A 13,390-nucleotide genomic window follows, 5' to 3' on the forward strand; every position below is an offset into this window, starting at 1 on the left:
GCAGTTTCTGTTGAGGAGTCAGTGTAATTTTCATAGTTCGTAGCATGATCCTGATTCTAAAGAAAATCAAGCATCTTCAATGATCACGGGTATAGAGCTTCTTCCAATTGTTCTAGAGTCAGCTCACGAGAAAATGCACGAAGGCTACGGATATTTAGAAGGGTTTTAGTCAGCTCTGACATAACGATTCCTATTAAAAGGTTAATGTGTTGGGCACTTTTTATCGTTACGATTAAATAATGCCAATCTATAAATAAACAAAGAGTCCTTATATTTAACTTTATCTTTTCCTTATGTGCAAATACTAAATCAAGATTTTGTTTAAATTTAGCTATTTTTTTAAAGCAATAAATATTATTACACTCGAAATAAATCTTATTAGATGAGAATTGAAATCAACACTCGTTATTGTATAGAGATAGAGCCAGCTTGGTTTTTATAAAAAAAGTTGAGTTATTACTTAAAAATATGAAGCGTCCATCTTTGATGGAGTGTCATATATCCTTAATTTATTGATACAAGATAAACCATGATATTTTTAAGGTAGTAATAATGTTTCATAAATAACAAAATTGATGTGATTTCAGTTGCACAAAACTAACTTGAAGTAGACAAGGTTTATAAATTATCTCAGTCATTATTTATTTGTTTAATTTAGTTTGATGTGTTGCATTGACTCTCATCATAAGTACAATGGCTGCTACCTGATGCAATATTGCAGACAATTTGTTGTTAATTTGTACAGTTAGTGGTTAATTGTTTGTTGTTGCCGTAGAGGCGCGGTCTCGAAGAGTAGCTATTATTGGGGTGATGCCAATGAATAATAGTGGAAGGCGAAGATTGCCGAAGTAAGTAACTCATCAAAGTTACTTGCTGGGGTTGTATCTGAAAGGAACAACACTGCCATAGTATATATTCACATTAAACTATGGAGCGCTACTGTAGGGTTGGGTGGAGTGTTCGCTTCCCTGTCGCTAAGTTCAACATGAGCACGTATCGTATGCTACGTGACTTGTCTGCAGTAGATCTCTAGCCAAACTTTGGTTTTTGAAGATCATGAATTTAATAGATTTTTCTAGTTCTCCTGTTTCATTATTGCCACCTATTGTCGCTTTGACTTTGGCGATTCTGACTCGACGTGTATTAGTTTCCTTAGGTGTAGGTATCGTGCTGGGTGCGGTTCTACTTAATAGCTGGTCTATCGGTGATACCGTTAGTTACGTGAGTTCTCAAGTTTCTTCTGTCTTTATTGAAGATGGCGGAATTAACACTTGGAACATGAGCATTGTTGGTTTCCTAATCTTATTAGGTATGACAACTGCATTATTAACGCTATCTGGTGGTACTCGTGCATTTGCCGAATGGGCACAATCTCGAGTGAAGAGTAAACGCGGCTCCAAACTTCTTGCTGCCTTTTTAGGCGTATTCATTTTTGTCGACGATTACTTTAACAGTCTTGCTGTTGGTGCCATTTCTCGTCCAGTAACCGATCGTTTTTATGTGTCTCGCGCGAAGCTTGCATACATTCTAGACTCAACTGCTGCACCAATGTGTGTGATCATGCCTGCTTCTAGCTGGGGTGCTTACATTATTACGATTATCGGCGGTATCTTAGTCTCACATGGGATCACTGAGTATTCGGCTCTTGGCGCGTACGTTCGTCTTATTCCAATGAACTTCTACGCAGTTTTTGCACTGCTTATGGTGTTTGCTGTGGCGTGGTTTGGCCTCGATATCGGTAAGATGCGTGAGCATGAAATCTCTGCATCTCAAGGCCGCGGCTTTGATAAAGACAAAGAAAACGACTCGCAAGAAGCGCATGATCTAAACGAAGAGCTAGATATCCGTGAAAGCGAAAAGGGTAAAGTGTCAGACTTGGTACTTCCTATCGTGACGCTGATTATTGCGACTATCGCTTCTATGCTTTACACGGGTGGCCAAGCATTGGCTGCTGACGGCAAAGAGTTTGCGCTTCTAGGTGCGTTTGAAAATACAGATGTAGGCACATCACTAATCTACGGTAGCTTGCTTGGCTTAGCTGTCGCACTGTTTACTGTTGTGAAGCAAGGTCTTCCAATGGGTGAAATTGCACGCACACTTTGGATTGGTGCTAAGTCTATGTTTGGCGCGATTCTAATCCTAGTATTTGCTTGGACTATCGGTTCGGTTATCGGTGACATGAAGACGGGGTCTTACCTTTCTACAATGGCTCAGGGCAATATCAATCCACATTGGCTACCAGTTATCCTATTCTTGTTGTCTGGTCTAATGGCATTTTCAACAGGTACTTCTTGGGGTACGTTCGGCATTATGCTTCCAATCGCGGGTGATATGGCTGGTGCAACCGATCTTGCGCTAATGCTCCCAATGCTAAGTGCAGTTTTAGCCGGTGCCGTTTTTGGTGACCATTGTTCACCTATCTCCGATACCACTATTCTGTCGTCGACTGGTGCACGTTGTAATCATATTGATCATGTATCGACCCAGTTGCCTTATGCATTGTCCGTGGCGCTAGTTTCCTGTGTTGGCTTCATTACTTTGGGGATGACTGCGTCAATTGCATTCTCATTCATCGCTGCATCAATCACATTTATTATTGTATGTGGAGCACTTTCTTGGTTGTCGAAGTCTAAAATGGCATCGTGCCAAAATGTCTAGTACAGCTCAGTATTTTTAATAAAGAGGAAGCTCCGCTAAATTTAGCGGAGCTTTTTTTTAACGCGATTTAGGTGAGGGGGGCAATCGCGTTTTTGGGGATAATCGTTTCGTGTTAAAAGCGAGCTATTTGTGTTCTGAGCACTCCTTTCTGTGCTGTGATAGAAAATCTATCAACTGACTTCTTCTTAGCTCTAAGCAAAGACCGTGCCTAGTTTAAGTTGTTGATTTTAAAGGCAGTAACATCAAGAGATTTATGATGAGGGGCTAAGTAAATGATATATGATGAGTTGTCTGTTACACAGTGTCACGTTACACCTGTACAGCAACTAAACATTTAAGTTGTATTTCTTTATTAGACGATAAAGCGTTGTTCTTGAAATACCAAGATGACGTGCAGCCGCACTCATATTGTGCTTATTTTCTTCGATAGCTTGCAGTAGGTAGTCGAGATCAATTTGGTCCACTGAAGGGAGTAATTGCCTTTCATTATTATCAAGGCCCAAGTCAGCGACGAGAAGCGTGTGATCTTCACACATGACAATCGCTCGTTGAATTACATTTCGCAGTTCTCTTACGTTACCTGGCCAACGATGCTTGAGGAGCTTGGCTTTCACTTTATCCGACATTTTTTGTACCTGACCATGAGACAAATCTGTCAAGAAGTGTTCTGATAACATAAGGATATCTTTCCCACGCTTTCTCAGTGGAGGAATAGTTAATGGCAAGATATTAAGCCGATAGAATAAATCTTCACGGAATCCACCTTGTACAACCTCATTTTTCAAATCCACGTGGCTCGCAGCAATGACTCTACAGTCCACGTCAATGAATTTATCAGCGCCGACTTTATGGATTTGCTTACTCTCTAAAAAGTGCAGAAGGTGGATTTGTAGATCCGGCGGCATATCACCAATCTCATCTAGGAATAGGGTACCTTTATGTGCTTTTTGAATAAAACCGATACGATCTGAAATCGCTCCTGTAAATGCTCCTTTTTCGTGACCGAAAAGTTCGGACGCAATAAGACCACTTGGAATTGCGCCGCAGTTAACTTCAACAAAAGGTGCCGAGTGTCTGTTCGACAACTGATGAATAAGACGAGCACAGAGACCTTTGCCCACCCCTGTTTCACCCTGAATGAGTACTTCAGCATCACATTGAGCGTACTTTTGGATTGCCGTGCGAAGTTCTTGGATACATGCACTATTGCCGATTAATGGGTATAGTGTTGTATCGCTGAAATCCACAGCTTGTTTGTTACTACCGTTACGCAGTTTCATGGTTAATCACTATTTTTTGCCCCACTCAAATAATAGTTTTGAATGAGTCGTCTCAAACGTGAGTGGATGTCTCTTTATTGAGAATGATGTCAATTACTAAGGGCGGTGAGATCTAAATAGTTGTTTTGATGAAAATTCATACTATTCTTCTTTTTCTTTAAGAATAGGGTTGAATAGAAACCTAATTTCTACCCATATACTCAACTGAAATTAAATTTAAATCCTTTAAAATCAAGTAATTATAAAAAATAGTTAGAAAATGCTAAATTCAGTATTGAAAAATATAGAATCCTTGGTTAGTGTGGTTACTAACGAAGCAACTCAATAGAGCCTTAAATAAGTATGCGTAATTTTGTAATGAACATTCATCACCATCATCACCCAATCTAGTCTTTCGGGCGATGCACGCATACCCGGGAGGCAGGAAACTCCCGGAGGTGAAATCAAAGTAAAAGCAGATTTTAAACCCTCGGGAGACTCCAATCTCTCGAGGGTTTTTTAGTTTTATTAATTCAAAAATTACTTAGATATCAAAATCTTGCACAGGGAAAAAGCAATGCAAACACAACGCTTAAGAATCGCAATTCAGAAAAAAGGTCGCCTTAGCAAAGAGAGCCAAGCTCTGCTAAAACAGTGCGGCGTAAAATTTAATGTAATGGGTGAGCGTTTAGTGGTTCACTCGGAGAACATGCCAATTGATTTGCTTTTGGTTCGTGACGATGACATCCCTGGCTTGATCATGGATGGCGTGGTTGACCTTGGTTTCATCGGAGAAAACGAACTAGAAGAAGTTCGTCTTGATCGCAAAGCTTTGGGTGAGCCATGTGAGTTTGTTCAACTTCGTCGACTGGATTTTGGCGGTTGTCGCTTGTCTATCGCTATCGACAAGGATGAAGAGTACAACGGTCCACAAGACTTAGCTGGTAAGCGTATTGCCACAACTTACCCTCAACTCCTAAAAGCTTACATGGATGAAGCAGGCGTTCCATTCTCCACATGTATGCTAACTGGCTCTGTAGAAGTTGCACCTCGCGCAGGTCTAGCTGACGCTATTGCTGATTTGGTATCGACTGGCGCAACGTTAGAAGCGAATGGCTTAAAAGAAGCGGAAGTGATCTTTAAATCTAAAGCGACGCTGATTCAACGTATCGGTGAGTTTGATGCAGACAAAACAGCACTGATTGAAAAACTACTGACTCGCATGCAAGGCGTACAACAAGCGAAAGAGTCTAAGTACATCATGCTTCACGCGCCAGCTGAAAAGCTCGATCAAATCAAAGCACTACTTCCTGGTGCTGAGGATCCTACGGTTCTTCCTCTTTCTGCAGATAAGCAGAAAATGGCTGTTCACTTAGTGAGTTCTGAAAACCTGTTCTGGGAAACCATGGAACAGCTAAAAGAGTTAGGTGCTAGCTCAATCCTAGTGCTACCAATTGAAAAAATGATGGAGTAAACATCATGAGAACAGTCGTTTGGCAATCTTTAAGTGAAGAGCAGCAAGATTCGATCTTAGAACGTCCTGCTATTGCAGAAGGTGCAAATATCACTGCAGCAGTGTCTGAGGTTATCGCTAAAGTTAGAAATGAAGGCGACTCTGCTCTCAACGAGCTGACAGAAAAGTTTGATCGCGTTAAACCTGAGTCCATTCGTGTTTCTTCTCAGGAAATTAAAGCCGCTTCAGAGCGCTTGTCTGAATCAATGAAAAACGCATTAGAGCAAGCTTATGCCAATATTTCTAAATTCCACAAAGCGCAAAAGCCACAGCCAATTAAAGTCGAAACTCAACCGGGTGTGCTTTGTGAACAGGTAACACGTCCAATTCAAAAAGTGGGTTTGTACATTCCTGGTGGTAGCGCGCCATTGCCATCGACGGTTTTGATGCTTGGCGTGCCTGCGAAAATTGCTGGCTGTCGTAAAGTTGTGCTTTGCTCTCCGCCTCCAATCGCTGACGAGATCCTTTACGTAGCAAAATTGTGTGGCATTGATGAAGTGTACAACGTCGGTGGTGGTCAAGCTGTTGCTGCAATGGCATATGGTACAGAGACCGTATCAAAAGTTGATAAGATTTTTGGCCCGGGTAACGCTTACGTGACGGAAGCAAAGCGTCAGGTGAGCAATGATTTCCGTGGCGCAGCGATTGATATGCCAGCGGGTCCTTCGGAAGTTCTTGTGATTGCGGATGAAATAGCGGACCCAGATTTTATTGCGGCGGACCTTCTAAGTCAGGCAGAGCATGGACCTGACTCTCAAGTTGTACTTGTGACGCCATCAGCCATTATTGCAGATCAGGTGACAGATGCCGTTCGTCGTCAATTGAAAGAGTTGTCTCGTTCAGAGATTGCAGAAAAAGCGCTCGCATCGAGTTTAATCATTATTGCTGAATCGATCACCCAAGCGATCTCTATTTCTAATTATTATGGTCCTGAGCACTTAATTGTTCAGACTAAGAACCCACGCGAGCTTCTGCCTCTATTAGACAACGCAGGTTCGATCTTCCTTGGGGATTGGTCGCCTGAATCTGCAGGTGATTACGCATCGGGCACTAACCACGTTCTTCCTACTTACGGTTACACACGGACATATTCAAGCTTAGGTTTGGCTGATTTTTCTAAACGAATGACGGTTCAAGAGCTTTCAGCTGACGGTCTTAAAAATCTTGCGCCAACGGTTGTCACCATGGCTGAAGCAGAAGGTCTGGACGCCCACAAACGTGCTGTTACTATCCGTGTAGAAAAATTAGTAAGTAAGTAAGAATAAGAGAGTAAAGAGATGGAAAAGCTAGCGCGTAAACAAGTCCAACAACTAACACCTTATCTTTCGGCTCGCCGAATTGGTGGTACAGGTGACGTATGGCTGAACGCCAACGAATCGCCATTCAACAATGAATACAAAACAGACTTTGCTCGTCTTAATCGTTACAGCGAATGCCAGCCGAAAGAACTGATTTCTGCTTACGCCGCGTATGCTGGAGTGAAGCCAGAACAAACGCTGACTTCTCGCGGTGCAGATGAAGGTATTGAGTTATTGATTCGTGCTTTCTGTGAACCGGGTGAAGACGCGATTTTATACTGCCCACCGACTTACGGTATGTACGCCATCAGTGCAGAAACCATCGGTGTAGAGCGCAAAACGGTGCCGCTAACGTCAGATTGGCAACTAGACCTTGCAGGCATCGAAGCGAATCTAGATAACGTGAAACTGGTTTTCGTATGCTCGCCAAACAACCCAACGGGTAACTTAGTTAAGCGTGACGATATTGTCTCTCTGCTTGAGATGACAAAAGACCGCGCAATCGTGGTCATGGACGAAGCGTACATCGATTTTTGTCCAGAAGCGTCAACAGTAGATTTATTGGCAGAATATCCAAATCTAGCGATTCTGCGTACTCTGTCGAAAGCTTTCGCGCTTGCTGGTCTTCGTTGTGGATTTACGCTAGCAAACGAAGAACTGATTAACGTCCTTCTTAAAGTGATCGCACCATATCCAGTACCGGTTCCAGTTGCTGAAATTGCTACTCAAGCGCTCTCTGAAGCAGGCCTAGCGCGAGCGAAGTTCCAAGTTCTCGATTTGAACGCGAACCGAGCTTACTTACAAGTTGGTTTGTCGATGATTCCGGGTCTGGAGGTTTTTGAAGGGTGGGGTAACTACTTATTGGTGAAATTCCCAGATGGCGATGCTCTTTTCAAAGCCGCTTGGGATACGGGCATTATCCTGCGTAACTCGCCAATTGAGAACTGCGTGCGTATCAGTGTTGGTAACCGCGACGAGTGTGAAAAGACACTGGGTTTCATTAGAAACTACTATTCATAAATAGAATTCTCAACGTTCTCGGTTTATGCCGAGAACGAAACAAGATTAGTAATAAGGAAGTTCGAGTGAGCAAGCAACAAAAAATCCTATTTATCGACCGAGATGGCACGCTGATTGTTGAGCCACCGATTGATTTCCAAGTTGACCGCTTGGATAAGTTAAAACTAGAGCCATTTGTTATCCCAAGCCTGTTGTCGTTGCAGGATGCTGGATACCGTCTAGTGATGGTCACTAACCAAGATGGTTTGGGGACTGACAGCTACCCACAAGCTGATTTTGATGCACCGCACAACATGATGATGGAGATCTTCGAGTCTCAAGGTGTGAAGTTCGATGACGTGTTGATTTGTCCTCACTTTGAAGAAGATAACTGCTCTTGCCGTAAGCCTAAGCTAGGCATGGTGAAAGAGTACCTTCAAGGTGGCAAAGTTGATTTCCAAAACTCTGTCGTGATTGGCGATCGCCAAACCGATCTTCAACTTGCAGAAAACATGGCAATTCGTGGTATTCAATACAACCCAGAAACCATGGGTTGGAAACAGATCCTGAAAGATCTGACGGTGAAAGCTCGTGTTGCTGAAGTTATTCGTACCACGAAAGAAACGGACATCAAAGTTGCGGTTAATCTTGATGAGCAAGGCGGTAACGATATCTCAACGGGTCTTGGTTTCTTCGACCACATGTTGGATCAAATTGCGACGCACGGTGGATTCCAGATGGTGTGCAAAGTAGAAGGTGATCTACACATTGATGATCACCACACGGTCGAAGATACCGCTCTTGCGTTGGGTCAAGCATTGAAAGAAGCACTGGGTGACAAACGCGGTATTGGTCGCTTTGGCTTTAGCCTGCCAATGGATGAGTGCTTGGCACAATGTGCACTAGATCTATCTGGTCGTCCTTACCTTAAGTTCGACGCGCAGTTTAGTCGTGAGCAAGTGGGGGACCTTTCAACAGAGATGGTGGTTCACTTCTTCCGTTCTTTAACTGACACACTAGCGTGTACACTGCACCTTTCTTCTGCGGGCAACAATGATCACCACATCATTGAGAGCCTATTTAAAGCGTTTGGTCGTACTCTGCGCCAAGCAATCAAAGTAGAAGGCACTGAGCTACCGAGTAGTAAAGGCGTACTTTAAGGCTAACGTTAGCAAGGAGAAAAACAGTGACAGAACAGAAAGTTGTCATTATCGATACTGGCTGTGCCAACGTTTCTTCGGTGAAGTTTGCCATTGAACGCCTAGGCTATGACGTAACGATTTCAAAAGATCCACAAGTTGTATTGGCGGCTGACAAGCTCTTTCTACCGGGCGTGGGAACTGCCAGTGAAGCGATGAAGAACCTAGAAGAGCGCGATCTTATCAGCTTGGTGAAACAGGTAGAGAAGCCGCTACTAGGTATCTGTTTAGGCATGCAATTGTTGGGCAAAGTGTCTCAAGAAAAAGGGCAGAAAGCCGACGAGTTAGTTGAGTGTCTTGGACTTTGTGACGGCGAAGTGAAGCTACTACAAACCGGCGACTTACCGCTGCCGCATATGGGCTGGAACACGGTGTCTGCAAAAGCAGGTAACCCACTGTTCAAAGGTATTGAAGAAGGTGAGTACTTCTATTTTGTGCACAGCTTTGCGATGCCAGTTGGAGACTACACCATTGCCGAATGTGATTACGGAAATCCATTCACTGCTGCGGTTCAAAGCGGTAACTATTATGGTGTGCAATTCCACCCAGAGCGTTCTTCAAAAGCGGGCGCGAAGCTTATTCAAAACTTCTTAGAATTATAAAAGGGATTTAGTGTGATTATTCCAGCTCTTGATTTAATTGAAGGACAGGTGGTTCGCCTTTATCAAGGTGATTACGGCCAAGTAACCGAATATAAAGTTGACCCAGCAGAGCAGTTTAATTTGTACCACCAAGCAGGTGCTAACTGGCTACACTTAGTGGATTTAACTGGCGCGAAAGACACGACAGCACGTCAACTTGATTTGATTGCAAAGCTACTCGCAAGCACGCCAGCGAACATCCAAATCGGTGGTGGAGTGCGTACAGAGCAAGACGTGATTGATCTGTTAGAAGCCGGTGCTCAACGTGTTGTGGTTGGTTCTACAGCAGTAAAACAACCAGAGCTTGTGAAAGGTTGGATGGAAAAGTATGGCGCGGAGAAAATCGTTCTCGCTCTAGATATCAACATCGACCAAGACGGCACGCGTAAAGTGGCAATATCTGGTTGGCAAGAAGATTCAGGTGTGACTATCGAAGCTTTGGTCAACGATTATCTGACGGTAGGCCTACAGCATGTGCTTTGCACGGACATTTCTCGTGACGGTACGCTAGAAGGCTCAAACGTTGAGCTTTACGTCGACTTATGTAAACAGTACCCACAAGTGCAGTTCCAATCTTCAGGTGGCATCGGCTCATTAGCGGATATCGAAGCGCTAAAAGGCAGCGGTGTTGCTGGTGTGATTGTTGGTCGTGCATTGTTAGATGGTAAGTTCACAGCAGAGGAGGCGTTTGCATGCTGGCAAAGCGAATAATTCCATGTCTTGATGTTCGTGATGGACAAGTGGTGAAGGGCGTTCAGTTCCGCAACCACGAAATCATTGGCGACATCGTTCCTCTGGCGCAGCGTTATGCTGAAGAAGGCGCTGACGAGCTTGTGTTCTACGATATTACCGCTTCAAGTGATGGGCGTGTCGTTGATAAAAGTTGGGTCGCTCGCGTTGCAGAAGTGATTGATATTCCGTTCTGTGTGGCTGGTGGCATTAAATCAGCAGAGGACGCGGCGCGCATTCTTGAGTTTGGTGCAGATAAGGTATCTATTAACTCTCCTGCCTTGGCGAACCCTCAGTTGATTACTGACCTTGCTGATAAGTTTGGTGTGCAATGTATCGTCGTTGGTATCGATTCATACTACGACAAAGAGACGGGCAAGTATCAGGTTTACCAGTTTACTGGTGATGAAGAACGCACCAAAGCGACCCAATGGGAAACGCGTGATTGGGTGCAAGAAGTACAAAAACGCGGCGCTGGTGAAATCGTACTGAACATGATGAACCAAGACGGTGTGCGTAACGGCTACGACATCGAACAACTGAATATGGTGCGCGAAGTATGTAATGTACCGCTGATTGCATCGGGTGGCGCGGGTGCTATGGAGCATTTCGCAGAAGCCTACCAAAAAGCAAATGTGGATGGCGCGCTTGCCGCATCGGTATTCCACAAGCAAGTCATCAATATTGGTGAATTAAAGCAGTATTTGAAACAACAAGGCATTGAGGTTCGACTATGAGTGTGAAAGCCGCCGAAGTAAGTTCGCTAGCTGAGCGAATCAACTGGGAAAAGGTGGATGGTCTGGTACCTGCCATCGTACAAGATTTTCAATCAAGCCAAGTGCTGATGATGGGGTACATGAACCAAGATGCGTTGGCAAAAACGGGCGAAACAGGTCAAGTGACGTTTTTCTCTCGTACCAAGCAGCGTCTTTGGACGAAGGGGGAGACTTCTGGCAACGTATTGCAATTGGTGAACATGCAGCTCGATTGCGACAACGATACGCTACTGGTGAAAGTGAATCCCATTGGTCCTACGTGTCACTTGGGTAACACAACTTGCTGGGATGTGGACCCTCAAGAGGAGTCACAAATGGTGTGGCTTCATCAACTTGAGCAGCTATTGGCTGCCCGCAAGAGTGCCGACCCAGATTCCTCTTATACTGCCAGTCTTTATGCCCGTGGCACCAAGCGTATTTCGCAAAAAGTGGGCGAAGAAGGCGTTGAAGTCGCGCTTGCGGCGACGTCGGGCGATAAGGCGGAGCTAGTGTGTGAATCAGCAGACTTGATTTACCACTTGTTGGTATTGCTTCAAGACCAAGGCTTATCGATGAATGACGTAGTGAATAAACTGAAAGAGCGTCATAAATAAACCTGCTATAGATAAATGAAAGCCCCTATGCTCTCGAGCCTAGGGGCTTTTTTACTTTAGTGTTCTTGATTCGGGGGAAAACCCGGCAACAGTGCTAGTAGCGATTAGACTCTGAATCACACTCGTTCCTCGCTGTTCAGAATGACGGTATATTTTCTAATGGCGCTGCAGTAGAGTTATTTACTTCAAACAGACACATATATTCACGTCATTCCGACGAACCTAGGCGAGATCAGGAATCTAATTAAAGCGAGCTCAATAAGCTAAGCGTGGATGATCTTACCCACAACACTTCTTAAATTTCTTACCGCTTCCGCAGATACACGGGTCGTTGCGACCTACTTTTAAGCTACTTACTGGCTGGTTTAGGCGAGGATCTTGTTTTGGTTCTTCTTCTAGCTCTTCTTCAGGAAATGTGCCGTCAATGTAGTACCAAAGCCCGTCTTCTTTCACGAAACGAGAACGCTCGGTCATGCAGTAGCGTTTGCCGTCCTCATCAAAGTAAGCGTTGAATTCAACAAAACCTTCATTCTCGTTACTACCCGCTTCAGTTTTTACTACCTCAAGTTTGCACCAATCGCTGTCGATAGATTGGGCAATGCCTTCTCGTTGTTCTTCTGCATTACAGCTTGGGTGGTACGTGTTCACCACGTAATCTACTAGACCTAACACATGCGCACTGTAACGAGAGCGCATTAACTGCTCCGGAGTGGTAACGTCAGCATGGTTATTGTGGGCAATTTCACAACACTGTTGGTAGGTGCGGTTAGAGCCGCAAGGACAAGAAGAAGCCATAAAATGAAATCTCGATTAATTAAGCGGTAAAAACAAACAACCCTCACAATTGCGAGGCTGGAGGTGAGGCATTATAGCGATTTAGGGCGTTTGAGACAGCAGTTCTTGAGCCCACTCGGTAGATTGATTAAAAGCGTCTGCTAATTGAGGCTCGGTTAATTTAAGAACGGTGCAATACCGCTCAGCTAATTCCCAGTCTGCTTGTTCGTAGGCGATCGTCATTGAAAGTAAGTGGCCAAGTACGCCTTTTCGACTGGTTAATGCGAGTTTTATATCTTCGTCAACGGGGATATCTTCAATGACATCCGAGAGCGGTTGATCGAGCAACGAACCGAGTAAAGAAAACATGCCTGTCAAAAAAGCCTGCCCAGGGTCATACCTAGTGTTCATTTGACTAAGTAACAGTTCACACATTCTTGCACGCTGAATCGCTAAAGAGTAAAGAGAGTCAGGTTTATCTTCTTGAACGGACGCAATGGCAACTAAGGATATGAAGCGTCGTAGTCGCTCTTCACCCAGATAAATAAGTGCTTGTCTGAACGACTTAATCTTGGTCGTTAATGTATAGCCTGAATTAACGTAAGTAAGCAGCTTGTATGATAGCGTCACATCAATCGAAAACAGACGTTCCACTTCATTGAAATCGATAGGCTTATCAGCAATCTCTTTACACAGCTGGATGACTGTCAGAAATGCGGGATTCAAACGTTTTTTCTGGATCATCTCAGGCTTGCTAAAAAAATACCCTTGAAAGTAGTTAAAACCGGCTTCTAAAGCTTGCTCAAACTCTTCGTAGGTCTCAACTTTTTCAGCAAGAAAGTCGATTTTAAATGGGCTTAGAACCTATCTCAATAGGTGTTGTCTGAGTAAATCAACACCTATTGAAAATACTGTAAATGAATTCGACACAATACCTAATCTCTGACGCCC

11 protein-coding genes, 2 pseudogenes, 1 riboswitch and 1 other annotated feature are annotated in these 13,390 nt (G+C 44.0%); of the genes and pseudogenes, 9 read left to right on the forward strand and 4 right to left on the reverse strand.

The features are described from left to right. Positions 1-92: 92 nt before the first annotated feature. Positions 93-182: pseudogene (locus B7360_RS23955) on the reverse strand (transcriptional regulator); the annotation flags it as partial. A 582-nt stretch (positions 183-764) separates the two neighbouring features. Beyond that, positions 765-947, forward strand: a riboswitch (Lysine riboswitch). A gap of 109 nt (positions 948-1,056) precedes the next feature. Here B7360_RS23955 and tet(35) point away from each other — a divergent pair. Beyond that, positions 1,057-2,658 (forward strand): tetracycline efflux Na+/H+ antiporter family transporter Tet(35), encoded by a 1,602-nt coding sequence (gene tet(35), locus B7360_RS23960; protein ID WP_005390865.1) that lies wholly within the window; start codon positions 1,057-1,059, stop codon positions 2,656-2,658. Positions 2,659-2,984: 326 nt separating this feature from the next. Here tet(35) and B7360_RS23965 read toward each other — a convergent pair whose 3' ends face one another. Continuing rightward, the gene (locus B7360_RS23965; protein ID WP_005390867.1) at positions 2,985-3,938 is read right to left on the reverse strand and encodes a sigma-54-dependent Fis family transcriptional regulator; all 954 of its coding nucleotides are present in this window, start codon (positions 3,936-3,938) and stop codon (positions 2,985-2,987) included. A 365-nt stretch (positions 3,939-4,303) separates the two neighbouring features. Continuing rightward, positions 4,304-4,441 (forward strand) — a sequence feature (His leader region). Positions 4,442-4,494: 53 nt separating this feature from the next. Between B7360_RS23965 and hisG the strand changes: the two genes are divergently transcribed. From hisG to hisIE, 8 genes are all read left to right on the forward strand, one after another. Next, the gene (gene hisG / locus B7360_RS23970) at positions 4,495-5,391 is read left to right on the forward strand and encodes an ATP phosphoribosyltransferase (protein ID WP_005390869.1); all 897 of its coding nucleotides are present in this window, start codon (positions 4,495-4,497) and stop codon (positions 5,389-5,391) included. A 5-nt stretch (positions 5,392-5,396) separates the two neighbouring features. Then, positions 5,397-6,689 carry a histidinol dehydrogenase gene (gene hisD / locus B7360_RS23975; RefSeq protein ID WP_085344844.1) on the forward strand — a complete coding sequence of 431 codons (1,293 nt, stop codon included), beginning with the start codon at positions 5,397-5,399 and terminating at the stop codon, positions 6,687-6,689. Positions 6,690-6,707: 18 nt separating this feature from the next. Beyond that, positions 6,708-7,748: a histidinol-phosphate transaminase gene (hisC, locus tag B7360_RS23980; protein ID WP_053807212.1), complete on the forward strand. Its 1,041-nt coding sequence runs from the start codon at positions 6,708-6,710 to the stop codon at positions 7,746-7,748. Positions 7,749-7,813: 65 nt separating this feature from the next. Continuing rightward, positions 7,814-8,887, forward strand: a complete 1,074-nt coding sequence (hisB, locus tag B7360_RS23985) for a bifunctional histidinol-phosphatase/imidazoleglycerol-phosphate dehydratase HisB (RefSeq protein WP_005390875.1) — start codon at positions 7,814-7,816, stop codon at positions 8,885-8,887. A 26-nt stretch (positions 8,888-8,913) separates the two neighbouring features. Continuing rightward, positions 8,914-9,528 carry an imidazole glycerol phosphate synthase subunit HisH gene (gene hisH, locus B7360_RS23990; RefSeq protein WP_047008596.1) on the forward strand — a complete coding sequence of 205 codons (615 nt, stop codon included), beginning with the start codon at positions 8,914-8,916 and terminating at the stop codon, positions 9,526-9,528. Between the two features lie 12 nt (positions 9,529-9,540). Next, positions 9,541-10,278: a 1-(5-phosphoribosyl)-5-[(5-phosphoribosylamino)methylideneamino]imidazole-4-carboxamide isomerase gene (gene hisA, locus B7360_RS23995; protein ID WP_009698177.1), complete on the forward strand. Its 738-nt coding sequence runs from the start codon at positions 9,541-9,543 to the stop codon at positions 10,276-10,278. Beyond that, positions 10,260-11,033: an imidazole glycerol phosphate synthase subunit HisF gene (gene hisF / locus B7360_RS24000; protein WP_004749837.1), complete on the forward strand. Its 774-nt coding sequence runs from the start codon at positions 10,260-10,262 to the stop codon at positions 11,031-11,033. The genes hisA and hisF overlap by 19 nt, the downstream gene beginning before the upstream one ends. Continuing rightward, a complete protein-coding gene (gene hisIE, locus B7360_RS24005; protein ID WP_005389826.1) occupies positions 11,030-11,665 on the forward strand; it encodes a bifunctional phosphoribosyl-AMP cyclohydrolase/phosphoribosyl-ATP diphosphatase HisIE in 636 nt (211 codons plus the stop codon). The genes hisF and hisIE overlap by 4 nt, the downstream gene beginning before the upstream one ends. A gap of 279 nt (positions 11,666-11,944) precedes the next feature. Here the strand turns inward: hisIE and B7360_RS24010 are convergent, their stop codons facing one another. Both B7360_RS24010 and B7360_RS24015 read right to left on the reverse strand, forming a co-directional pair. Continuing rightward, the gene (locus tag B7360_RS24010) at positions 11,945-12,460 is read right to left on the reverse strand and encodes a YchJ family protein (RefSeq protein WP_085344845.1); all 516 of its coding nucleotides are present in this window, start codon (positions 12,458-12,460) and stop codon (positions 11,945-11,947) included. A gap of 81 nt (positions 12,461-12,541) precedes the next feature. Further along, positions 12,542-13,300: pseudogene (locus tag B7360_RS24015) on the reverse strand (EAL and HDOD domain-containing protein); the annotation flags it as partial. Between the last annotated feature and the right edge of the window lie 90 nt (positions 13,301-13,390).

The sequence above is a fragment of the Vibrio sp. ArtGut-C1 genome, assembly GCF_002105475.1.
In the GTDB taxonomy this organism is placed as follows: domain Bacteria; phylum Pseudomonadota; class Gammaproteobacteria; order Enterobacterales; family Vibrionaceae; genus Vibrio; species Vibrio diabolicus.